Source organism: Isoptericola halotolerans (assembly GCF_013149785.1).
GTDB classification, from domain to species: Bacteria; Actinomycetota; Actinomycetes; order Actinomycetales; family Cellulomonadaceae; genus Isoptericola; species Isoptericola halotolerans.
The window spans coordinates 91,593-114,132 of record NZ_JABEZU010000002.1; the positions used below are offsets into that span (position 1 = coordinate 91,593).

The window sequence follows — 22,540 nt, forward strand, 5'->3', positions numbered from 1 at the left end:
GCCGCGCCCGGCGTCCGGCCGTCCCGAACGAAAGGAAGTCCTTCATGGCATGTCGTCTCAGCGAGCTGGTGCTCGGATGCCGCGACCCCCGGCTCCTGGCCCGGTTCTGGTGCGACGTCCTCGACTACGTCGTCCTGGACGAGGAGGAGGACATGCTGGAGATCGGCCCTCGTGAGGGGTTCGGTGGCCCGCAGCCGACCATCATCCTCAGCCGCAGGGACGAGCCCGAACCGGGCAAGACGCGCCTGCACATCGACGTCAACCCGACCGACCGCGACCAGGACGCCGAGCTCGAACGCCTCCTGGCTCTCGGCGCCCGCCCGGCGGACATCGGCCAGACCGGCGAGGAGCACTGGCACGTCCTCGCCGACCCGGAGGACAACGTGTTCTGCCTGCTCAGGAGACGCCTCGACCCGCTCTGACAGGGGACAGGCGCCGAGCACAGCTCACCGCATCAGGAAGCGCGCTGGGTGTAGAGGTCTTCGAGAGTCACGAGGTGCACATCCTCGCGGCCGGCCGCTTCGGAGGTCAGCGACTCGTCGAATCCCGTCCGGCTGAACAGTGCGAGCTGGGCTCGTCCGACGTCGCGGCCGGAGTTCTGAAGGACCTGGCGGATGTGCTCGAGGCGGTTCAGGTCGGCCTGGGTGCGCTGCTTGTTGGTCGACTTCGCCTCGCCGAGAACGACGATCGGTGCCTTCTCGTCGTGCCGCCGTCGGCCGCGAGCGAGTGCGACGACGTCGAGCTCGTGCTGGGTGCGTCCCCTGGCGTCGTTGATGACGGCGGGCCCGACCTCGCCGACGGGCTGACCCCACCGGCCGCCGGAGAACCGTGCGGTCCAGACGCGGGCGAGGTGTTCGAAGTGTGGTCCGAGCACGTGCGTCGAGTAGCTGTCGGATGCCGCGCGCCAGGCGGCGGACACGTCGCGCTCCTCGAGCAGCGCCCGGTACGGGTCGATGACGACCTGGGCGAACCGGATGATCGGGTCGGCCAGGTAGTAGAGGGGTCGTTTGCGGGTGAGCACGTCCTCCACGCGCAACAGGAAGCCGGTGGCTTCGAGGACGCCGAGGGAGTGCTTGAGCGCGTTGTACTCGCGCCCGACCGCGGACCCGATCGCTGTGGGGGAGTGGTGCCCGGCGGCGACGGTCTGCAGCACGCTGTTGTAGACGGCCTTGTCGAGGTTGCGTGGGTCCTCGCGGAGCAGGAACGACTTCTCGTTGAACAGGGCGCTGGCCGGGTTCAGGACCTGGCCGGCGAGCCATCTCTCGAGCCCGTCGGTCGTGGCCGGCGGGGGTGCGGTGACGAGCTGCTTGTACCCGGGCGTTCCGCCGAGGATCGCGTCGACGTGGAAAGCGACGTGGGGGTCGTCGATGTCCCAGAACTGGCGGGAGAGCTGGTAGTCGAACGGAGACATCGCCAGCTCGAGCTGGGCACGGCCACGGAGCGGCTTGCTGCCGGCGAGCAGCTCGCGCATGACCGACAGCGATGACCCGCACAGGATGACGGTGGTGGGTGGGGTGTCCGGGTCGTTCTGCGCCTCGTCGTACAACAGCTGAAGCGCCGACGGGATCTCGGGAGAGTGAGCGAGGAGGTAGGGCAGCTCGTCGATGACGAGCAGGCGAGCCCCGTGCCGCCGTCGTCCCGCACGTGTGCTGCGCCGCATGCCGAGCGCGACGCGGAGCGCGGCTTCCCAGTCCTCGAACCTCAGGCTGTCCGGGTCGAGGTCGAGGTGGTCGGCGATGTCGAGGGCGAACTGGTCCAGGGCAGGGCGCCGCTCGAGCTCGCGCGCTTGGTGGTAGAGCCCGTCAACGGCGTGGGCGAGGCGGCGCAGCACGTAGCTCTTGCCGTGCCGGCGCCGGCCCGACACGACGGCGACCCGGATGCCTGGGGCGGCCATCGTGACCAAGTTGGTCAGGTCGCTCCACTCGATCGTCCGGTCGAACAGGTCGGCAGGGCGTGTGACCACCGTCGTTTCCTCCGCTCCTCGAACCGAGCAATAGTAACGAGGTTTACGGTAATCGAATTTACTGTTGTTGGGAAGTGCTGGCTCCCAGGATGCGGGCGTTCACCCGCGCCTGCCAGTCCCGCTGCTCCCACATCGGGTGGTGCGGCGCCGCGTTCGAGCAGAGCACCACGCCCCACACGCCGTGCGCCAGCGCGGTGTCGATCCCGTGCTCGGCGAGCGCCCGGCCGATGCTGCCCTCCTCGAACGTGCCGTGCAGGGGCGTGTACCCCACCCAGCCCTCACCGACGACGGCGGGGACGTCCCGCCAGCGCGCCCACCGGGCGATCGCGATCGTGCGGGACTCGATCTCGCGCAGCATCACCGCCTCGTAGGCCGGGTAGTGCTCCTCCAGCCAGGTGTCCCAGGCCGACGGGTCGATCCAGTCGTAGCCGTAGATCATCTGGTCGGTGACGACGGTGGCGCGGTACTTCCACGCTGCGGCGCGCCCGTAGTCGGCGACGGCGGGGGCGTCGCCGCGCAGCATCCGTGCCAGCTCCGCGTTGGGGAAGTCCGCGCTGCCCTCGGACCGGATGTCGAGCACCTGCTGCAGGGCGTCCAGCACCCCGTAGCTGTACACGTGGAACTGGGCCGCGCCGAGCCCGTCCGGCACCTGGTGCATCGCCAGGTGCGGCGGCTTGCCGTAGCTCGCGGTGATCAGCAGGTCCGGGTGGCGCTCGCGGAGTCCCCGCAGGGCCGGGACGCCCTGGTCGAGCGCCGGCAGGATCGAGAAGTCGACCTCGTTGTGCAGCTCGACGAGGGCGATCTGCTCACGGAACCCGTGCGTGGTGAGCCAGCCGATCATGCGGTCCCACGCACCGGCGAGCACCGCGTACCGCTGGTCCAGCGGTACCGCGTCGATCGCGTCGAACCAGGCCGGCGACGCGGCGAACGCCGGCGACTGCTGGTACTCCCAGCTCGCCAGCACGATGACGATGCCGTGCCGCCGGGCCACCTCGAACAGGGCGAGCAGACGCCCGCGCAGGTCGAGCGTGTACCCGCCCGGTGCGTCGTACCAGCGGGTGCGGCGCCCGAAGTACCCGCCGTCGGGGGACGCACCGAGGCCTTCGATCTCGAGGGCGCGGGCGTGGTCGTCCAGGCCGAGCTGCCCGCAGAGCAGCAGGGGCGCGGCACAGATCCGGATCGCGTTGTACCCGAGCGCCGCGGCGTCGGCGACGACGGCGTCCAGGTCCTCGTAGGGGTCGCCGGGCCCGGCCTGGGTGTACCAGGAGAAGTCCCACAGGGTGATGGTGAGCCGCTGCGGCAGGTGCGCGGGCACGGGCCCGGTGAGGCTGCTCTCGTCCTCGCTGAGGTGGCCGGAGCCCAGGTAGCGCTCGGTCATGGTCGGATCCTCTCGGTGAGCGTGCGTCCGGTGGCCGCCAGCCGCCGGAGGGTCGTGGCAGTGCGCGTCCGGGCGGCGCCGGTCCCGGTGTCGAACAGGTCCAGCTCGGGCAGCGACGTCGCGAAGTAGTCGACGTCGTCGGCGGCCTCGACGAGGGCGGCCGCCCGGTCCTCGAGCTCCCGCCACACGGCGTCGGCCGCCCCCCGGTCGCCCAGGCGTGCGTGGGCCACCCCGGTCCAGTACGTCTGCTCGTCGGCGGGGCGAGGCTCGACGGCGAGAGGCGTCGTCGCGCGGGCCTGCTCCCAGGCCGAACGGGCGCCGTCGTCGTCCCCAGCGGCGGCACGGCAGTCGCCGAGCACCACCCAGCGCTCCACCGGCGGTTGCGCGGGGTGGCGTCCCTCGCCCAGGGTGCCCGGGGGCGTGAGCCCGGCCTCCAGGAACGACGCCGCCCCGGCCGGGTCGGAGCCGACCATGCCGCGGGCCCGTGCGCAGGACGCACGGTCGAACGCCGCGATCGCCCGCCCCTCACCGCCCTCGAAGGGCCGGAACGTGCGGGTCGTGAGGATCGTCCAGGCCGTGTCCACGTCGCCGACGTCGAGCAGGAGCTCGACGTGCCGCAGCGCGAGGTCGTCCCGGTCGCCGAGCAGCTCGCCGTGGGCGCGCAGCAGGTCGAGGCGGTCGGCGGGGTCGAGCCCGCGGCGCTCCGCGAGCACGTCACGCTCCAGGACGAGGCGCGCGTCCTCGCGCAGCGACAGAGCCTGGTGCAGGGCCTGGTCGGCGAGGTCCTCGTCGTCGTCGACCGTGACGGCCGCGATCGCGAGGTTGCGCCACACGACGGGGTCGGTCGACCCACAGGCGGTCGCGTGCCGCAGGTGGTGCAGCGCCTCGGCGCCGCGCCCGGCGTCGAGCAGCCACATGCCCAGCAGGCCCGCGGCGACGTCGTCGTCCGGGTCGGCGGCGAGCGCCGCGTCGAGCGCGTCCCGCTGGTCGAGCCCGGCGGGGAACGCGAGCGCCACCTCCGCCGTTCGGGCCCGCCCGCGCTCCTCGGTGGCCTGTGCGGCGCGTCCTGCGCGGTCGAGCCAGTGGGCGCGCAGGTAGTGCCGGATCGGTCCGGCGAGCCCGCGTGCCGGGACGGCGGCGACGTCGTCGGCGGTGGCGCCGAGCGCGGCGTCGTACGCCCCGGCACGGGCCAGCTCGGCACCGACGTCGAGCGGGGTCCGGGCGTCACCGAAAGTGTGCTGCCCGAGCAGGACGGCGGTGGCCGGGTCGAGCGGGTCGGCGGCGTGCTCGCGCTCCAACAGAGCGCGGGCCTTGTCGACGTCGCCGAGCGCACGCAGCGCGAGGGCCGCGACGCGACGCGCCTCCGGGATCGTGCCGGCCTCGTCCGCCAGCCGGCGGGCGGCCTCGGCGTCGCCGCGTCGCAGCGCGAGGCGTGCGCGGGCGAGCCGTGCGGGAGCGGCCCAGGCGGCGTTCCAGGCCGCTCGGCCGAAGGCGCGGTCGGCGGCGTCGTCGTCCCCGAGGCGCTCGCACACCAGACCCAGCAGGTACGCCGTCTCGCCGTCGCGCGGGTTGAGGTTGCGGCGCGTGAGACGCGCCTGGGCGGTCTCGAGCGCGGTGCGGGCCGCCGCATACTCACCGCGGACGAGGTGCCACGACCCGAGCGCGGTCGCGGCGCGGGAGTCCGCCGGGTCGCGGCGCAGCGCCTCACGCAGGTAGGGCAGCGGCGAACGGGTGGGGTGGCGGTACTGGTGGAGGTGGACGGCCGTGAGGTACAGCTCGTCGTTCGACGAGATCTGGGTGGGAGCGTCGGGCGCGGTCGCGACCCACGGTTCCTCGGGCGCCGCGACGGCGGTCCAGGCGACCAGGACGCGACCGGCGGCGAGGACCTCCACCCGCTCGACGTCGTCGGACTCCACGGTCCTGACGACGGGGCGGTCGGGGGCCAGGTCGGTGGTCCACTCACCGACGACGCCGTCGCGGCCGTGGGCCCGCACCGTCGCGGCCGGGTGCGCGCGGGTCGCCAGGACCCCGACCTGCACGCCCCCGTCGCGCGCCGCGACCGACACGGCGGCCTCCGTGCTCGCCTGCCGGGCCGGGCCGATGCGATGGATGGGGAACCAGTACTGGCTGAAGGTCTTGGTCTCGCCGGGCAGCAGCCAGGCGAAGTCGGGCTGGTTGTCGGTGTAGACGCCGGCCATCAGCTCGACGTACGGGCCGTCGGTGTCGGTGAGCTGGTCGTCCCAGGCGTGCCCGAGGGGTCCGTCGCCCCAGGTCCACTGCTTCTTGCCGGGAGAGACCGACCGGTCGGCCCAGTGGACGAACCCGGCCTCGGCGCGGTGGTCGTACCCGCCGAAGAACTCCTGCTCGGTGTCCGTGACCATGTACGACGTGGGCACGGGGATGTTCGAGTACAGGTCGATGCGGTCCGCGTCGGGCCGCTCGGCGGCCAGCGCCGGGTAGTCCACCCCGTAGTACGGGCGGTCCGCGCGAGGGAACGCGGTGACCGCTCGCCGCGCGTGGTCGGCGACCATGGTGACGTCGTCGGGGAAGAACGACTGGTACTCCTCGTGCGCCCGTGCTGCCACGTTCGCCCACCACAGGAACGTCTGCGGCAGGTCGGTCCGGTTGTGCAGCACCACCTCCGCCTCGATGACGGAGCTGCCCGGGCGCAGCCGGACCCCGTGGGTGCCCCGCATGCGCTGGAGGGGATCGAGGTCGCTGTGCCAGACGACGACGGCGCCGTCGGGCTCGCGCTCGATGCGGGAGTCCACGGGCAGGAACGTGCCCGGACGATGGTGCTGCGGCCAGTTGAACTCCACGCCGCCGGAGATCCAGGGACCGGCGAGCCCGACGAGCGCCGGCTTGATGACGTTGTTGCGGTAGAAGAAGTCGTACCCGGCGACCTTGTCGTGGCCGATGTGGATCCGGCCGCCGAGCTCGGGCAGGAGCATCAGGCGGACGGAGGCGTTCTCGAGATGGACGGCCTGCCAGCGCTGCGGTGCCTTGGTCGCCGCGACGCTGTCGACCATCGGCAGCGGGTAGACCTTGCCGCTCGACCCCTGGTACACGCGGCGGTCCAGGAAGAGCGGGTACTCGTCGGGGTCGCCCGGGAGGTAGGTGTCGATCTCGACCGGTTCGCTCCAGCAGGCGACACCGCCGGCTGCGAGGAGGTCTGCCTGGTCGGCGGGGGCACTCGGGAGCAGGATGCGGCTCGCGGCGTCGGCTGTCGTCACCCGACGAACGTACGGCGTCGGACGGCGTGGGAACCATGGCGGATCACCCGCAGTCCCTGGATGATCCGCCGATCCCGCCGTGACATCATGCCGGGATGGAGAAGGCGGACGGCTTCGAGCACCAGCGACTCGGCGTGGTTCCTCGACCGCTCGTGGCCGCGGCGTCTTCTCGCCCGGGGACGCGCCGGATGCTGGTGACGGACGCCGGATGCTTCCCCCGGGCCCAGGACCATGCCCGACGGCGGCCCCAAGGGATCGCCGAGACCATCGTCATCGTGTGCGTGGCGGGCAGCGGGTGGGTCGAGTCCGGCGGGACCCGGACGCGCGTCGGGACGTCGACGGCGATCGTGCTGCCGGGCGGCGCCCCGCACGCCTACGGTGCGTCCGCCGACGATCCCTGGACGATCTGGTGGTGCCACGTCCGGGGCACGGACGTGCCGGAGCTGGTCGACGCGATCGGCGCTCGCCCCGATGCGCCCACCGTCACCCTGCGCGAGGTCGAGACCGTCACCGCCCTGCTCGACGAGATCGCGGTGACCCTCGCCCGCGACACCACCCCGGCGCGGCTGCTCGCCACCGCGGGCATCGCCTGGCGCCTGCTCACCCAGCTCGCCGTCGACCGGACCCTCGCCGAGCCGGGGACGCCGCTGCAGCGGGCGATGCGCTACCTCGAGGAGCGCGTCGACGGGCGCATCCAGGTGCCGGAGCTCGCGGCCATGGTGGGCATCTCTCCCTCCCACCTGGCCGCCCTGTTCCGCGAGGCCACCGGCGGCGGGGTGCTCGCGCACCACACGGCGCTCAAGATGGCACGCGCCCGGGCCCTGCTGGACACCACCGACCTGCCCGTCGCGGACGTCGGCCGGCAGGTCGGCATGGACGACCCGTTCTACTTCTCGCGACAGTTCCGCAGGACGCACGGCGTGAGCCCGCGCGGCTACCGGGAGACCCGCAAGGGGTGATCAGCCCTTGGATGCACCCGACGTCAGGTCGGCACGCCAGAACCGCTGCAGGGCGATCATGAGCACCACCAGGATCACCGCGGACACCGCCGAGCCGGTCACCACGAGCTGGTAGAACATCGGGTCGCGCTGGGTCTGCGAGTTCCAGAGGGTCAGGCCCAGGGTCACCGGGAACGTCCTCGTGTCGTTGAGCATCACCAGGGGCAGCAGGTAGTTGTTCCAGATGGTGACGAACTGGAACAGGAAGATCGTCACCAGCGCCGGGCTCATCATGCGGGTGGCGATCGAGGCGAAGATCCGCAGGTCGCCGGCACCGTCCAGACGCGCCGCCTCCACGACCTCGTCCGGCACGCTGGCGTTCGCGTGGATACGTGCCAGGTAGACCCCGAACGGGCTGACCATGCTCGGCAGGAGGACCGCCCAGTAGGTACCGGTCAGCCCGACGCCGTTGAGCAGGAAGTACAACGGCAGGGCGATCACCGTCGCCGGGACGAGCACGCCGCCGAGGATCACCGAGAACAGCACCTCGCGTCCTGGGAAGACGAACTTCGCGATCGCGTAGCCGCACGCCGCGGAGATGACCGTCGCGACCAGTGCCCCGAGCCCGGAGTAGACGATGCTGTTGACCACCCACCGGCTGAAGATGCCCCCGCTCTGCGTGAAGAGCCCGACCAGGTTCGACCACGCCTGGGGGCTGTCGGAGAACCACAGCCCGAACGTCGCGAAGAGGTCGCCGGGGGACTTGGTGGCGGCGATCAGCACCCACACCAGCGGCAGGAGGAAGTAGACGGCGGCCACGACGAGGATGCCGTTGATCGCCAGGGTGCTGACGGCGGGTGCCTGGCGGCGACGGACGGTCACCATGCGCGGTTCCCCTTCCTGTTGACGAGGCGGAGGAACCCGAAGGAGAACGCGAACCCGAGCACGGCGACGATCACGGCCATGGCGGCGGCGAGGTTCGGGTTCCCCTGGGAGAACGCCTGGTTGTAGGCGGCGAGGTTCGGCGTGTAGGTCGAGCTGATCGCCGTCGTCAGCGGCTGGAGGACCAGCGGCTCGACGAAGAGCTGCAGCGTGCCGATGATCGTGAAGACGGTCACGAGGATCACCGACGGGCGCACCAGGGGCAGCTTGATGTGCCAGGTGATCGACCACATCGAGGCGCCGTCCATGCGGGCGGCCTCCCGCAGCTCGCCCGGGATGGCGTCGAGCGCCGCGAGCAGGATGACCATGTTGTACCCGGCGAAGCCCCACAGGGCGATGTTGGCGATGGCGAACAGGACGGTGCCGCTGGCGAGCGGCACGACGTCGATCCCCACGGCCGACAGGACCTGCAGGACCGGGCTGGTCGCCGGGATGTAGAGGAAGCCCCACAGCAGCGTGGCGATCACGCCGGGCACGCCGTAGGGGGCGAACGCCAGGACGCGGAAGAAGCGCGGCGCGCGGGCACGGCCCGTGTCGAGCAGCAGCGCGAGCCCGAGCGCTGTCACCACCATCAGGGGCACCAGGATCCCCGAGAACGCCAGCAGGCGTCCGAGGCTGGCCACGAAGGCCGGGTCCGTCAGCGCCCGCACGTAGTTGTCGAGCAGGACGAACGTCGTCTCCGGCGGGCCGAACCCCAGCCCGGAGCTCCGGGTGGCCAGCGTGCTCTGCACGATCGCATAGACGATCGGCGCGACGAAGAAGAGCAGGAACATGACGACGAACGGCAGCAGGAGCGCCCAGAGGGCCGGCCTGCGCCGTGTCCGGCGTCGGACAGGCAGAATCGTGGTCACGAAGGCCCTTTCCGACGGCGGGGCCGGCACGTGCGGCCGGCCCCGCCGTGTGGCGTCAGTTGACGGAGATGCCGCGACCCTCGAGCGCGGCCACCATGTCGGTCTGCGTCTGCCGGTAGGCGTCGACGAGCGGGGTGCCGGTGTCCACGGCCTCCTTGACGTTGTCCGTCAGCGACGCGAACAGCGTGGACGACAGCGGCGGCCACTCCCACGACGTGTCGACGGCGGCGTCGGACTCGGCGAAGACCTCCCAGATGTCCTGCCCGCCGTAGAAGTCGAACACCTCCGGGTCGTCCTGGAGCGAGGCGACCTGGCTGGTGTCGGCGACGGCGGGCCAGCCGGCTCCGACGTTGGTGAGGATGTCGACGCTCTGCGGGTCCGAGTTCAGCCACAGCGCGAACTCGGCGGCGGCCGCCGGGTGCTCCGAACCCTTCAGCACGGCACTGGCGGACCCGCCCGCCCACGTGGCCGACACGTTCTCACCCGCGGACCACTGGGGCACGGGGCCGACGGCCCACTGCCCGGCCGTCTCCGGAGCGGTGCCGCGCAGGATCGCGTCGGCCCAGGACCCCGAGATCCACGTGACGATGTTGCCGTTCTGCAGATCCGCGTTCCACTCGTTGGAGAAGTCCGCCTCGACCTTGACGAGGTCCTCGTCGATCAGCCGCTGCCAGAACTCCGCGACGCTGATCGTCTCCTCACCGTCGATGGACACCGTCCACGCGTCGTCCTCGGCGGTGAACCAGCCGGCGCCGCCCTGCTGCGCCAGGCCGATGAGCCACGGCGCCTGGTTGAACGCGAACGCGGTGATGTAGCGGTCGGGGTCCGAGTCCCGGATGACCTGCGCCGCCTCGTAGTACTCCTCCCACGTCTCGGGGTAGTCGATCCCGAGCGAGTCGAAGATGTCCTCGCGGTAGAACTGCCCGAGCGGACCGGAGGCCTGAGGCACGGCGTAGACGCGGTCGCCGAAGACCCCCGTCTGCCACTGCCAGGGGACGAACGTCGCCTCGGCGTCGGCGACGTGGTCGGTGATGTCCTCGAGGGCGTCGCTGACGAGGAAGTCGGGGATGGCGTCGTACCCGAGCTGGACGACGTCGGCCGGGTTGCCGGCCTGGACGGCGGAGAGCATGGTCGCGTACCCGCCGTCGGGTCCGGCGGTGATGGTCTCCAGCGTCACCTGGATGTGGTCGTGCGAGTCGTTGAAGGCGTCGACGGCCTGGTCGATGTTCGGGACCCAGGACTGGAAGGTGAGCTCGACGGGCTCGTCCGGGGTGCCGCCGTCGGCCGTGCCGTCGTCGGAGCCGGTCGAGCACGCGGCCAGGGTGAGGGCGACGACGGCGCTTCCGGCGACCAGGCGCGTGAGCCTCGCGCGGCGCGCGGGATGGATGGACATACAAGCTCCTTTGCGTGCAGGCGAGGCACCCTCGTCTCAGATGGTGCACGCCTGACGATATGGACCTGACGGCCTGCTCGTACATGGGCGAAGCGACGTGCCACCTGGACGATCTGCTGCTGCGGCACTCCCGGGAGGGGTGACGCTAGGTCGCCTGCACCAGCGCGTCGAGGCCGGGCTCGCCCGGCTCCTTGAGCGTGCCGGCCGCCGGTCCGCGGGACCCGAGGCCGGGCAGCTCGAGGTCCAGGTCGAGCGCACCGAGCCCCGCACCCCGCAGGTCGTCGAGGACGGCGCGCACCAGCCCTGGCAGGAAGTCGCGGCCGCGGCGCAGCGCCCACGGCACCCCCGCGAGGGTGAGCCACGCGGCCCGTTCCCACGCCGGGGGCGGGGGCGGCGGCGCGGGCAGCCGGGCGAGGTCCGGGAGGGCGACGCGCACGGCCCGTGCCGCGGTGACGGCCACGTGCCGGTGTCCCCAGGGCGAGGGATGCACGCGGTCCACGTACCAGGCACCGGTGCCGAGCGGCCGGACGGCCTCGGCGACGTCGAAGACCACCACGCCGGTCCCGTCGCCTGCCTGGCGTCCGGCCACGGCGCGGACCGCCGCGTTCACCGCGTCGATCCGCGTGCGCATCACCGACCGGACCCGTCCGCCGCACAGCTCGAACAGGCCGACGGGCGGCAGGGTCGCGAGGACGACGGCGGCGCCCGCGCCGCGCAGCGCCCCGACGCAGGTGGTCAGCCGCCGGGCGACGTCGGCGGGGGAGAAGTCGCTGCGCAGCGCGTCGTTGCCGCCGATCACCAGGGTGGCGACGTCGGGTCGTGCCGCCAGCGCCCGGTCGAGCTGTTCGTCGACCACCGTCCGGGTGCGGGCGCCGTTGCGGGCCAGGTTCTCGAACCGGCCCGCCTCGGCCAGCAGCGCCAGGTGGGCCGCCCACCCGGGGCCGTGGGTCGCGTCGGGACCGACGGCGTCGCCCACGCCCGCCGTGATCGAGTCGCCGAGGGCGACGACCGCCGGCCCGTTCATCGTGCACCCCCCGCCACGAGGGGCGAGGCGCTGTGGAGGGTCAGCATCGCGCGCCCCGTCGCCGACCACGGGAACAGCTCGGCTCGCGCCCGCGCCGCCGCCCGCCGGGCTGAGGCAGGCCGGGCGAGCACCTGACGGACCGCCACCCCCAGCGCGGCCGGGTCGGGGTCGGCGCTCGCGCCGGCGGCCCCCACCACCTCGGGCAGCGCGCTCGTCGACGAGCACACGACCGGCGTCCCGGAGGCGAGGGCCTCGAGCGCGGCCAGGCCGAACGTCTCGATCGGACCCGGTGCGACGACGACGTCGGCGCTCGCCAGCAGGGCCGCCACCTCGTCGCGGTCCGGCACGAACCCGAGGAACCGGTGCGGGACACCGAGCCGCTCGGCGCGTGCCCGCAGCACGGTGGACTGCGGCCCGCTGCCGGCCACCACCAACCGCACCGGGACGCCGTCGGCCACCAGCCGTGCGACGGCCTCGACCGCCAGGTCGACCCGCTTCTCCCGGGACAGCCGGCTCATCACCAGCACGACGGCCTCGCCGGCCGGGGCGAGCCGCTGGCGCAGCCCCGAGGAGAACCGGTCGGGCGTGAAGCGATCGAGGTCCACCCCGAGCGGCACCCGGTGCAGGGGAGGGACCGTGCCGGGCCGCCGCGCCGTCAGTCGCCCCACCTCCCCGGCGGCGAACTGCGTGGTGGCGACCAGCCGGTCGAACCGGCCGAGCGTCGCCCGGTTCCACGCGTCGGCCGTCACGGGAGCGAGCCTGCGCCCGACGGCGCCGGGACGCGCCCCGCTGCCCGCGCCGGGCCAGAACGCCGACAGCACCCCGTCGAGCCGTTCGTGGAGCATCAGCAGGGACGGCACCCCGGCCTCGCGGGCCCAGAGCCCGACGCCGGTCAGGGTGGCGCGGTCGGAGACCTCGAGACGGTCGGGGGCCAGCGCGTCGAGCACGGACCGCACGGCTGCCGGCCGCACCACCACCCGGTACCCGGCCACACCGGGGACCGGCGGCGCGGCCACCTGCACCACGCGCACGTCGCCCTCCCACCGCACGGCCGCCGTCGGCCCCGGCACGACGAGCACCGGCTCGTGGCCGTGCGCCAGGTACTCCCGGGACAGCGCGTGCATCGCGGTACGGATCCCGCCCGACCGCGGCGCGTAGGCGTTGGCGACGTGCACGATCCGCACCGTTCACACCTCCGAGGCGATCCGGATGACGCTCTCGTAGTGCTGGACGAGGTCGTGGCAGACCTTCGCCCACGTCCTGCCGAGCGCGCGCTCGCGGGCCGCGGTGCCGAACGCTCGTCGTTTGCGGGCGTCGCCGAGCAGATCGTCGACGTGGCCGCGCATCGCGGCGTGGTCGCCCGGCGGGTACAGCCATCCGGTGTGCGAGTGCGCGACGACGTCCAGGGGGCCGCCCGCGGCGGGTGCCACCACGGGCACCCCCGAGGCGTTGGCCTCCTGCAGGGTCTGGCCGAAGGTCTCCAGCTCGCCGGGGTGCACGAACACGTCCAGGCTCGCCATCGCGCGGGCCAGCTCCTCGCCGCGCAGCAGCCCGGTGAAGTGCGCGTCGGGCAGGAGCTGTTCGAGCAGCGCCCGCTCGGGGCCCTCGCCGACGACCACGAGCCGGAGGTCCTCGCGCCCGCTGAGTACCCGCAGCGCCTCCACCTGCTTCTCGGCCGCCAGGCGGCCGACGTACCCGACGAGCAGCGGTCGGCCGGCCCCGACCTCGCGCCGCCAGGCCTCGTCACGCGCCGCGGGCCGGAACTGCACGGTGTCCACGCCGCGGCCCCACCGGTGCAGGCGGGGTACGCCGCGGGCGCGCAGGTGGTCGATCGTGGGTGTGGACGGTGCGAGCGTGACCGAGGCGCGTTCGTGCAGGTTGCGCACCCGCCGCCACAGCAGCGGCTCGAGGTGCCGCATGCCGTACCGCGCGGCGTAGCTGGGCACCTCGGTCTGGTAGACGGCGACGGTCGGCACACCGAGCGACTCGGCGGCCTGCATGCCGCGCCAGCCGAGGGTGAAGGGCGAGGCGAGGTGGACGACGTCGGGCCCGAACGCCGCGAGCGTGCGCTCGATGCGGGCGCGCTGCCCGACGACGACCCGCACGTCGGCGTAGCCCGGCAGCCCGACGGACGGGATCTCGACCACGGGCGCGCCGTGCACGAAGGGTGGGACGGACTCCTCGTCGGAGTCGGGAGCGAGGACCAGGGCCTCGTGCCCGCACCGCTGGAGATGCTCGAGGACCCGCAGCACGGAGTTCGTGACCCCGTTGACCTGCGGGAGGAAGGACTCGGCGACGATCGCTACCCTCACGTTCCGCACTGTCACGGTCCGGGATGACCGGTGGGCGTGCGGCGGGCGACGTGTCGGGGTCGATGTCCCGAACGTCGGGGAAACGTTGGGGTGGAACTACGCGGACCGGGCGAGCCGCACGATCCGCCACAGGCCCCCGGCCATGAGCACCACCAGGGCGAGGTTGCGCAGCGCCTCGACGGTGATCATCCAGCCGGCGCCGTCGAGGAACGGCCCGTAGGCGACCGGGTAGACGAGGTAGGTCGCGTAGGCGACGAGCACCATGCCGAGGGCGGGGGGCCACCAGGCGCGCAGCGCCCGGCCGGCGGGCAGCGTCGCGAGGGCGACCGCCACCGGGGGCCCGATCCAGGCGACGAACTGCGGCGAGCCCACCTTGTTGAACACGATCAGCGCCACGAGCTGCACGGCGGCGGAGAGCAGCAGGATCTCGTACGCCCTCTCGGGGCGCCGGCGCGCGGCCCACAGCGTCAGCACGGCCAGCGCGACCACCGCGAGCGGGAGCAGCCAGTCCAGGGCGTCGGCGACGGCGTTCGCTGCCGCGCCCTGGAACTCGTAGGTGAAGATCACGTCGTTGTACTCGATCGCCACGCCCGGGTCCCACAGCCGGGCCACGGAGAACCAGGTGCCCGCCACGGACTCGGCCTGCAGCGTGCGCGATCCCTGCTCGCCGAAGACGCTGAGGGCGCGGGTCCCGGCCCCGCCGACCAGGGCCAGCCCGACCACCACGGCGGAGACGATCGCCCCGGGGGCGACGACGGCCCGCAGCAGGTCGTGCAGGTCGCGGCGGGTGGCGGCGATCGCGACGACGACGGCGCCGGGGGCGATCTTGACCCAGGCCCCGACGGTGGCGACGGCGACGGCGAGGCATGGGTGGCGCCGGGCCAGCACGAGGGCGACCAGGATCAGGGGCGCGACGACGCCGTCGAGCCGGCCGAGGAAGATGGGGCCGAGCGCGAGCAGGAAGAGCAGCCACCACCAGGCGCCGAGGGCCCCGCGGGGGGTGGCGCGGACGAGGACGACCGTGGCGACGGCGTTGAGCGCGACGATCATCGCCGTCCACAGGATCTCGTAGCCGAGCAGGTCGTCGGTGACGAGCGCCGGCGCCACGACCGGTGCGAGGGCGCCGGCGGGGTAGACCCAGTCGTAGTCCAGGACGGGCCACTGCCCGTTGTCCAGCCCGTGGCGGGCCCACCACTCGTAGAGGGTGACGTCGCCGTAGATCATGTTCTGCCAGCTGATGGCCTCGTGCACCAGGCGGGCGTGCACCACGACGAAGGCCAGGGCCAGCAGCCAGGGGGACTGCAGGAGGCTTCCGCCGCGGTCGCGGTCGCGGGTCTCGGGCGACGACGGTGACGACGACGACGCCGCGTCGCGCTCGTCGGCGGGCGGGTCGGCAGGCACGCGCCACATCGTGCCAGACGGATCGGCGCGGGTCGGGTTCTGATCGTCATTCCGTGTTCTGTCCGGCAGTTCGAACTGCCGGACAGAACACGGAATGACGATCAGAACCGGCCAGGCGGCAAGGTGATACTCCGTATCGCTTGACTGAGACTGCGTCGCGTCGCACTATGGAGGCAGACCGACGCCGCCGTCACCAGCCTCTGCGGCGGCGCGGTCGCCCCCGTGGAGAGTGAGAGACCGATGAACCGCCCCGACCAGCCCGGCGTCACCGCCCCCGACTACGACGTCTCCCAGCCGTCGGACGTCGACTACGCCCGCGCCTTCGCCGACGTCGCACCGGCCGAGCGTGACCACCAGCTCGCCGTGCGCCGGTTCGTCCAGGACGAGGTGCTGCCCGTCATCGACGGCTACTGGGAGCGCGCCGAGGTGCCGTTCGACCTGGTCAAGCGACTCGGTGAGCTCGACTTCCTGCGCGACGGCGTCGACGTGCCCGGCCGCCCGCAGGTCTCCTTCATGGCCGAGGGGCTCGCCAGCATGGAGATGTCGCGCGGCGACGGGTCGGTCGCCACGATCTGCGGCGTCCAGGGCGGCCTCGCGCTGCGCTCCATCGTCATGCACGGCTCGCCGGAGCAGGTCGAGCGGTACGCCGAGCCCATGGCGCGCGGGGAGGTCCTCGGTGCGTTCGCGCTCACCGAGCCCACCCATGGCTCGGACTCCGTCTCGTTGGAGACCGTCGCCCGCCCGGCGACCCGCGACGGGGTCGACGGCTACGTCCTCACCGGCGAGAAGAAGTGGATCGGGTTCGGCTCCTGCGGTGACATCACCGTGGTCTGGGCCCGCCTCGACGACCCGGACGCCGGCGAGCGCCACGGCCAGGTGCACGGCTTCGTCGTGCCGCAGGACGCCCCCGGGTACACCGGCACCACCATCGAGGGCAAGATGGCGCTGCGGGCGATCTGGCAGGCGCACATCGAGCTCGACGACGTGTTCGTCCCCGCCGACGCCGCACTGCCCGGCGCCACCTCGTTCAAGGCGACCGCCGCAGTCCTCTTCGCGACCCGCCTCGCCGTGGCGTGGTCCGCGGTCGGGCACGCCGTGGCCTGCTACGAGGCCGCCGTGCAGTATGCGGGCCAGCGCGTGCAGTTCGGCAAGCCGCTCGCCGCGAAGCAGATGGTGCAGGAGCGCCTCACCCGGATGCTGTCCACCCTCACCCAGATGCAGCTGCTCGTCGGAAGGCTCACCGAGCTCGCGGACGCCGGGCAGCTCACCGGCGAGCAGGCGTCCCTGGCCAAGTACACCTGCACCCGTGGGGCCCGCGAGATCGCCTCGGTCGCCCGCGACCTGCTCGGCGGCAACGGCATCCTCCTGGCCAACCGGGTGGCGCGGCACTTCGCCGACATCGAGGCCCTGCACACCTACGAGGGCACCGAGTCGATGAACGCGCTCATCGTGGGCCGCGACATCACGGGACTCTCCTCCTTCGCCTGACCACCAGCTCCCGGCGTGGGTCGACGCCGGTCGTGCATCACCGTCGTCGTCCACCAGCCGACGGCGCGGTGCACCCAGCGGCGAGCGCCGCCCCGAAGGATCCGGGGTGGCGCTCCGTCGTTCAGGGAGAGGTGCGGAACGCGCGCTCGCGGACGTGCTCGTGGAGCCGGTCGAGCACGGCGATCTGGCGGTGGGCGAGCTCGATGAGGTCGGCGAAACGCTCGGGATCGAGCCCGACGTCGTCCGCGTACTCCTGGAGGGTCTGCCAGCCGCCCATCTTGCCCAGCAGCGCCGACCGGATGAGCTCCACCTCGAGCATCATCGTCAGCGGGGAGCGTTCGACGACCCGCCCGTTCAGCTTGAGACGTCCCACGCGTTCGCCGACGCCCGCGATCAGCTGCCGGTACCGCCGACGGCGGATGCCGAGGGTGGCGAGGAGGGTGCGGTAGAGCCGTCGCTCGTCGCGCACCTGCTCGGTGATCTCGGAGAGGTCGGCGTGGAACGGGGTGTCCTGGTAGGCGTCGGTCATCCGCTCGAGGCGGCCGAGCCCGGCCGTGGCGCCCGTCAGGTGCTCGGACAGGTAGAGGCCGAACAGGTGCCGGTCGATCCCGGGCGGGACGGCGGCGTCCTGCTCGTGCGGGGGCAGCGCGGGCGGTCCGACGGCCACGGCGGGACCGGGCCGCATCGGGGCGGATCCGAGGCCGCTTCCCTCGGCCATACCGGCGACGACCTCCTCGACAGCCTCGGCCGCCGTCCGGCCGGGCGCCCAGCCGAGCTCCGCCGTCGCCCGCGTGGTGTCCATGACGGGCACGCCCATGCCCATGTCGACCCAGCCCGGGTCGGCCGGCACGGCACGGCCGGAGTGCGCGAGCGCCAGGGCCGTGCGCACCAGGTGCGGCGGCAGCTCGACGAGCCGGCCGTGGCCGACCAGGCGCGCGAGGTCCGACCCGCGCAGCACGTCGCGGGCGGCGATGTTGAAGGCGCCGGTGGCACGCTGCCGCAGGACCGCCACGTAGGCCGCGGCGGCGTCGTCGGCGTGCACGGCCTGCACGCGCAACCCGGCGGGCAGCGGGAGCAGCGGCAGCCGGTGCCGACGCAGCAGGCTCATCGGGACGAGCCGGCCGACGAAGTACCGCACGATCTCGTGCCCGGCGTCGCCCTGGAACACCAGGGCGGTGCGCAGCCGGGCGACGGCGACCTCGGGGTGGTCGCGCTCCAGCTCGTCGAGCACCCGTTCCTGCGCGGCCTTGTCCACGCTGTAGTGCGACGTGGGGATGCCGGTCGTCGGCCAGTCCTCGCCGCGGGGCTCGTCGTCGTCGACCGTCGTGTAGGCGCCCACGGAGGAGGCGGCCACCAGGTGCGGTACGCCGGCGCGGACCACCGCGCTCGCCACCCGCCGGGTGCCGTCCACGTTGGTGCGGCGCAGCAGGTCGCGGTCGCGGTTGGGCTGGATGAGCCAGGCGAGGTGCACGACGGCGTCGGCGCCGCGGAAGTGGGCGGCGAGGCCCTCGACGACGCTCTCCTCGTCCGGGTCCGTGAGGTCGAGCGCCGCCCACTCGGCGTCCCGGTACGGGGGAGCGGTGCGGTCGGGCAGGCGCCGGGCGATCCCCAGCACGGAGTCGACCTCCGGTGCGGCCTGGAGGGCGCGCAGCACGGCGGTCCCGACGTTTCCGGACAGTCCGACGACGACGATGCGCATGCCTCACGGTGGCATCGACGGCCGATGGTCGCACGGCGCCTCGCGTGCCGCCCCGGACGGGTGCCGGTCAGGACGGGCGTCGGTCAGGCGGAGGCGGCCACGGTCATCGCCGGGACCATCACGGCGACCAGCACCGCGGCGTTGACCTCGTCGACGGCCTTCCTGACCGCGTCGTCGGCCCACGACTGCTGCGAGAGCCCCTTCGCCCGGCGCGCGGCCGCCTTGCCGTGCCCCGGCGGGACCAGCTTCTTGACCAGTCCCGTGCCGCGCAGCACGGACAGCAGCGCCGCGGTCTGCGGACGGGGCTCCTGGGTCCCGAGGAGCACCGCCTCGCACTCCGCGCGCAGCCGCAGCTCGTGCGAGGAGTCGGTCGCCGGCCAGGCGGTGGTGGGGAAGATCCGCAGCACGCGCCGTTCCTCGCGCTGGAGGATCCCCCGTTCCGCGAGACCGGACAGCAAGGGCTCGCGGGCACCCTTGGACAGCGGCCCGATCAGCGACGAGGGCGTGCGCGCCTTCTGGCCGACGACGGCGAGGGCCCGGTCGAGCGCCGGGTGCCCCGTGGGTGCGGCGTCCCGCACGACGACGGTGCCCCGGCGCAGCCGCGAGCCGTCGGCAGCGACGGCCCCGGACCCGACCACGTGCACGCGGCCGGTCAGCGCCAGCTCGACGAGCAGGGCGCCCGCGAGCCGGTAGTCGAGGTTGTCGACCACCGGGTCGGGCTTGCCGGTCGCGTCGTCGTAGGCGAGGAGCAGCAGGTCTTCGGCGATGATCATGCTCCGATCCTTCCGGGTGCGTCCCGCGGGCGGATCCGTCGGACGGGTGACGCCGGTCCGTCGTCGGGTGGAGATCGCGACGACACCGTCAGCGAGTTTCGAAACGGTGGCGCACCGGTGTCGAAAACCTGCGCCCCCTTGACCGGGTGCAGGCGGCTTCCTCTATGGTTCGACCCACCGGAAGAAAACGGTTTCGACGACGAGACCGACCGGTACCCGGACGACGGCGTGGAGGGTGCAGGCGATGAGGCGACGGTACGTGCAGATCCTGGCGGGGGCGGCCGGATCGAGCCTGCTGCTCGCTGCGTGCGCCCAGGAGGACCCTCAGGCCGGCACCCGCGCGGATCCCGCGGTCGACACCCACGCGGCCACCGCCTGGGCGCTCTCCGGAGGCAGCGACGTCGTCCTCGACGGGGCGTTCGAGACGTGGAACGGTGATCACCCCGACGACACGATCGAGGTGTCGTGGCTCGAGAACGACGCCTACAAGACACGCATCGGCGAGGCGCTCGAGACCGGTGAGCCGCCCACCCTGATCCTCGGCTGGGCCGGCGCCGACCTCGACCGGCTCGTGGCCGAGGACGCCGTCGTCGACCTCAGCGACGCCGTCGGGCCCGTGCTCGACCGGGTGCTGCCGGCCGTCGCCGCGAACGGCGAGGTCGACGGACGCACCTACGCCGTGCCGAACAACCAGACCCAGCCCGTGGTGCTCTACTACAACGCCCAGGTGCTGGAGCGGGTCGGGCTGGAGCCGCCCGAGACCTTCGACGACCTGCTCGCCGCGGTCGACGTCCTGCAGGACGACGGCGTGCTGCCCATCGCGCTCGCGGGCGGCAGCCGGTGGCCCGAGCTGATGTACATCCAGTACCTCACCGACCGGGTCGGTGGGCCGGAGGTGTTCCAGCGGGTGGTCGACGGCGAGCCCGGGGCGTGGTCCGACCCCGCGATCCTCGAGGCGCTGAGGATGATCCGCCAGCTCGTGGACGCGGGCGCCTTCGGCGACCACTTCACCGGGACCCTCGCCGACGGCTCGGGCGACGTCTCGCTCGTCGCCTCCGGCCAGGCGGCCTTCGTGCTGCAGGGCGCCTGGGTCTACCCCGACTTCCTCACCGAGGCCCCCGCGCTCATCGCCAACGACGGCCTCGGCTTCGCGCGGTTCCCCGACGTGGAGGGCGGGGCGGGTGACGCCGACAACGTGGTGGGCAACCCCGCGAACTTCTGGTCCGTGTCGTCCGCCGCGAGCCCCGAGGCGCAGCAGGTCGCGATCGACTTCCTCGTCGAGCAGACGTACGCCGAGCGAGAGGTCGACCGGTTCCTCATCGTGCGCACCGTCCCGCCCGTCCGTGACCTGGAGCGTCAGATCAAGCGCCTCGAGAACGCCGACTACCTGCGGTTCGTCTACGACATGGTCGAGTCGGCGCCGCACTTCCAGCTCTCGTGGGACCAGGCGCTCCCGCCCGAGCAGGCCGGGCCACTCCTGGACAACCTGCACCTCGTCTTCACCGGCGAGCTCTCGGCCCGTGGCTTCGCCGACGCGATGAACGACACCCTGTGAGGCGGCCGGGTCACGCCGTCGTGCCGACGGCACCCTCCTGCTCGCGGCGGTGCACCCGCCACCACACGAAGAACCCGACCAGCGTGAAGACGCCGTAGAAGACGTACATCAACGACGTCGCGTAGTACTGGGCGCTCCACAGCAACGGCACGCCCACGACGTCGACGGCCACCCAGATCAGCCAGAACTCCACCCAGCCGCGTGCCATGCCGTACGTCGCCAGGAGCGAGCCCATGAAGATCCAGGCGTCCGCCCACACGGGTTTGTAGGAACCGAGCGCCGTGAACAACGGCGTGAGCAGCAGGGTCCCGCCCACCAGCGCGCCGACGAGGAACGCGCGCTGCGGCCAGGTCGCCCACCGCGGGTGCACCCCCGCCCCGCCCGACGACGGCACCTTGCCGTCGGTGCGGACCTCCAGGTCCTGGCGACGGGTCTCGCGCCACCGCGCCCACCCGTACACCGACACGGCGATGAACATCACCTGCCGGCCCGCCTGGCCGAGCATGGTGACCCGGTCCGCGTCACCGAACAGCGAGCCCATGAACACGGTGAACAGCAGCAGGTTGCCCACGATGCCCACGGGCCAGGCCCAGACCTTGCGCCGCATCCCGCCCAGCGCCGAGGCCAGCCCGAAGGCGTTGCCGATCACCTCGCGCCACAGGACCTGCTCGTCACCGACGGTGAACGTGGCGTCGAACAGCCACTCGATCATCGCGCGGCCTCAGGCCAGCACGTCGCGCACGGCCCGCGCGACGTCGTCGGCGTCGGCGTCGGCGTCCAGGACGGCCACGACGACGCGGCGGGTCGAGCCCTCGCCGGCCTGGTCCGACGTCCCTGTCGAGGCCGGTGGGGTACCGCCCTCGGCCCCGGGTGCCCACGCCGCGCGCCGCAGCTCGGCGAACGCCTCCTCCAGGTCGGGGCGCAGGTCCAGGTGCGGGTTGCGCAGCCAGCGGCGCAGCACCGCGTTGTGGACGGCGACCACCGAGGCGGCGAACGCGATCGACATGGTCGTGGTGGACCGGTCCGGGGGCAGCGTGTCGCGCAGGTAGGCGGTGAAGGCGCGCTCGTAGCGGTGCGTGGTCACGAGCTCGCGGTCCCGCAGCGCCGGCACCTCCTGCAGCAGGCGGTGCCGGGCGAGGGACGTCTCGCGCTGGCCCACGTGGTGGTCGAACACCAGCCGGGCGGCGCGGCAGACCTCCAGGTAGGGGTCGACGGCGGGGTCCCAGACGGTCTCCCGGGTCCCGGCCTCGACGGAGTCGCGGGCCTCCGGCCTCGTGGCGGCCAGCATGACCACCACCTCCTCCAGCAGCAGCTCGTGGTCGGCGAAGACCACGTCCTCCTTGGAGCGGAACCGGCGGAAGAAGGTGGCACGGCTGACCTGCGCGGCGTCGGCGATCTCCTCGACCGTGGTCTGCTCGTACCCCTGGCGGGAGAACAGGTCGATCGCGGCGTCGACAGCCTGGGCGTGGGTGTGCGTCCGGACGGCAGTCATGGGCAGGAGGCTACTCCGCAGCGGCGCCTCGCCGTCGGGTGGCGGCCACCGGGCCGCCCCACAGCGTCCGGCAGCCGGGACGACTCTCGCCAGCAGGG

Annotated in this window: 18 protein-coding genes; 4 read left to right on the forward strand and 14 right to left on the reverse strand. The window is 73.1% G+C overall.

The window, feature by feature from the left end; all coding sequences use genetic code 11:
• The first annotated feature begins 44 nt into the window (after positions 1–44).
• Complete coding sequence (locus tag HDG69_RS08150) at positions 45–422, forward strand: VOC family protein (RefSeq protein WP_171783313.1); 378 nt, start codon at positions 45–47, stop codon at positions 420–422.
• A 32-nt stretch (positions 423–454) separates the two neighbouring features.
• On the opposite strand, the gene HDG69_RS08155 is transcribed toward HDG69_RS08150, so the two are convergent.
• From HDG69_RS08155 to HDG69_RS19360, 3 genes are read right to left on the reverse strand one after another with little or no spacing between them, the layout of a single operon-like run.
• Positions 455–1,963, reverse strand: a complete 1,509-nt coding sequence (locus HDG69_RS08155; RefSeq protein ID WP_171783314.1) for an AAA family ATPase — start codon at positions 1,961–1,963, stop codon at positions 455–457.
• A 58-nt stretch (positions 1,964–2,021) separates the two neighbouring features.
• Positions 2,022–3,341, reverse strand: a complete 1,320-nt coding sequence (locus HDG69_RS08160; protein ID WP_171783315.1) for a cellulase-like family protein — start codon at positions 3,339–3,341, stop codon at positions 2,022–2,024.
• Positions 3,338–6,574 carry a DUF5107 domain-containing protein gene (locus HDG69_RS19360; RefSeq protein WP_171783316.1) on the reverse strand — a complete coding sequence of 1,079 codons (3,237 nt, stop codon included), beginning with the start codon at positions 6,572–6,574 and terminating at the stop codon, positions 3,338–3,340. Before HDG69_RS19360 ends, HDG69_RS08160 begins: the two co-directional genes overlap by 4 nt.
• 95 nt (positions 6,575–6,669) lie before the next feature.
• On the opposite strand from HDG69_RS19360, the gene HDG69_RS08170 reads away from it, so the two are divergent.
• A complete protein-coding gene (locus HDG69_RS08170; protein ID WP_171783317.1) occupies positions 6,670–7,533 on the forward strand; it encodes a helix-turn-helix domain-containing protein in 864 nt (287 codons plus the stop codon).
• On the opposite strand, the gene HDG69_RS08175 is transcribed toward HDG69_RS08170, so the two are convergent.
• The 7 genes from HDG69_RS08175 to HDG69_RS08205 form a co-directional block, all read right to left on the reverse strand.
• Entirely contained in the window at positions 7,534–8,397 is an 864-nt protein-coding gene (locus HDG69_RS08175) for a carbohydrate ABC transporter permease (protein WP_171783318.1), read from the reverse strand.
• A complete protein-coding gene (locus tag HDG69_RS08180; RefSeq protein WP_343036340.1) occupies positions 8,391–9,305 on the reverse strand; it encodes a carbohydrate ABC transporter permease in 915 nt (304 codons plus the stop codon). The genes HDG69_RS08175 and HDG69_RS08180 overlap by 7 nt, the downstream gene beginning before the upstream one ends.
• A gap of 55 nt (positions 9,306–9,360) precedes the next feature.
• Positions 9,361–10,698, reverse strand: coding sequence for an ABC transporter substrate-binding protein (locus tag HDG69_RS08185; RefSeq protein ID WP_171783319.1), 1,338 nt, complete (start codon positions 10,696–10,698; stop codon positions 9,361–9,363).
• Between the two features lie 145 nt (positions 10,699–10,843).
• Positions 10,844–11,722: an SGNH/GDSL hydrolase family protein gene (locus HDG69_RS08190; protein ID WP_171783320.1), complete on the reverse strand. Its 879-nt coding sequence runs from the start codon at positions 11,720–11,722 to the stop codon at positions 10,844–10,846.
• Complete coding sequence (locus HDG69_RS19550) at positions 11,719–12,906, reverse strand: glycosyltransferase (RefSeq protein WP_171783321.1); 1,188 nt, start codon at positions 12,904–12,906, stop codon at positions 11,719–11,721. Before HDG69_RS19550 ends, HDG69_RS08190 begins: the two co-directional genes overlap by 4 nt.
• 3 nt (positions 12,907–12,909) lie before the next feature.
• Entirely contained in the window at positions 12,910–14,034 is a 1,125-nt protein-coding gene (locus HDG69_RS19555) for a glycosyltransferase family 4 protein (protein ID WP_343036341.1), read from the reverse strand.
• Between the two features lie 96 nt (positions 14,035–14,130).
• Positions 14,131–15,444: a glycosyltransferase 87 family protein gene (locus HDG69_RS08205; protein WP_171783322.1), complete on the reverse strand. Its 1,314-nt coding sequence runs from the start codon at positions 15,442–15,444 to the stop codon at positions 14,131–14,133.
• A 231-nt stretch (positions 15,445–15,675) separates the two neighbouring features.
• Between HDG69_RS08205 and HDG69_RS08210 the strand changes: the two genes are divergently transcribed.
• On the forward strand, positions 15,676–16,923 hold the full coding sequence (locus HDG69_RS08210) for an acyl-CoA dehydrogenase family protein (RefSeq protein ID WP_171783323.1): 1,248 nt from the start codon (positions 15,676–15,678) through the stop codon (positions 16,921–16,923).
• Positions 16,924–17,044: 121 nt separating this feature from the next.
• Here HDG69_RS08210 and HDG69_RS08215 read toward each other — a convergent pair whose 3' ends face one another.
• Both HDG69_RS08215 and HDG69_RS08220 read right to left on the reverse strand, forming a co-directional pair.
• On the reverse strand, positions 17,045–18,622 hold the full coding sequence (locus HDG69_RS08215; protein ID WP_171783324.1) for an NAD-dependent epimerase/dehydratase family protein: 1,578 nt from the start codon (positions 18,620–18,622) through the stop codon (positions 17,045–17,047).
• Between the two features lie 83 nt (positions 18,623–18,705).
• Complete coding sequence (locus tag HDG69_RS08220) at positions 18,706–19,395, reverse strand: GOLPH3/VPS74 family protein (RefSeq protein ID WP_171783325.1); 690 nt, start codon at positions 19,393–19,395, stop codon at positions 18,706–18,708.
• 244 nt (positions 19,396–19,639) lie between these two features.
• On the opposite strand from HDG69_RS08220, the gene HDG69_RS08225 reads away from it, so the two are divergent.
• On the forward strand, positions 19,640–20,950 hold the full coding sequence (locus HDG69_RS08225) for an ABC transporter substrate-binding protein (protein ID WP_171783326.1): 1,311 nt from the start codon (positions 19,640–19,642) through the stop codon (positions 20,948–20,950).
• Between the two features lie 10 nt (positions 20,951–20,960).
• Here the strand turns inward: HDG69_RS08225 and pnuC are convergent, their stop codons facing one another.
• Entirely contained in the window at positions 20,961–21,662 is a 702-nt protein-coding gene (gene pnuC, locus HDG69_RS08230; protein ID WP_171783327.1) for a nicotinamide riboside transporter PnuC, read from the reverse strand.
• Between the two features lie 9 nt (positions 21,663–21,671).
• Positions 21,672–22,442 carry a TetR/AcrR family transcriptional regulator gene (locus HDG69_RS08235; RefSeq protein WP_171783328.1) on the reverse strand — a complete coding sequence of 257 codons (771 nt, stop codon included), beginning with the start codon at positions 22,440–22,442 and terminating at the stop codon, positions 21,672–21,674.
• Between the last annotated feature and the right edge of the window lie 98 nt (positions 22,443–22,540).

Bases quoted from the DNA above. Each gene is read 5' to 3' on its own strand.
- HDG69_RS08210 (WP_171783323.1), top strand. From the start codon at position 15,676: ATGAACCGCCCCGACCAGCCCGGCGTCACCGCCCCCGACTACGACGTC.
- HDG69_RS08150 (WP_171783313.1), top strand. From the start codon at position 45: ATGGCATGTCGTCTCAGCGAGCTGGTGCTCGGATGCCGCGACCCCCGG.
- HDG69_RS08205 (WP_171783322.1), bottom strand. From the start codon at position 15,444: ATGTGGCGCGTGCCTGCCGACCCGCCCGCCGACGAGCGCGACGCGGCG.
- HDG69_RS08190 (WP_171783320.1), bottom strand. From the start codon at position 11,722: ATGAACGGGCCGGCGGTCGTCGCCCTCGGCGACTCGATCACGGCGGGC.
- HDG69_RS08185 (WP_171783319.1), bottom strand. From the start codon at position 10,698: ATGTCCATCCATCCCGCGCGCCGCGCGAGGCTCACGCGCCTGGTCGCC.
- HDG69_RS08215 (WP_171783324.1), bottom strand. From the start codon at position 18,622: ATGCGCATCGTCGTCGTCGGACTGTCCGGAAACGTCGGGACCGCCGTG.
- HDG69_RS08175 (WP_171783318.1), bottom strand. From the start codon at position 8,397: ATGGTGACCGTCCGTCGCCGCCAGGCACCCGCCGTCAGCACCCTGGCG.
- HDG69_RS08170 (WP_171783317.1), top strand. From the start codon at position 6,670: ATGGAGAAGGCGGACGGCTTCGAGCACCAGCGACTCGGCGTGGTTCCT.
- pnuC (WP_171783327.1), bottom strand. From the start codon at position 21,662: ATGATCGAGTGGCTGTTCGACGCCACGTTCACCGTCGGTGACGAGCAG.
- HDG69_RS08220 (WP_171783325.1), bottom strand. From the start codon at position 19,395: ATGATCATCGCCGAAGACCTGCTGCTCCTCGCCTACGACGACGCGACC.
- HDG69_RS08235 (WP_171783328.1), bottom strand. From the start codon at position 22,442: ATGACTGCCGTCCGGACGCACACCCACGCCCAGGCTGTCGACGCCGCG.
- HDG69_RS08160 (WP_171783315.1), bottom strand. From the start codon at position 3,341: ATGACCGAGCGCTACCTGGGCTCCGGCCACCTCAGCGAGGACGAGAGC.
- HDG69_RS08225 (WP_171783326.1), top strand. From the start codon at position 19,640: ATGAGGCGACGGTACGTGCAGATCCTGGCGGGGGCGGCCGGATCGAGC.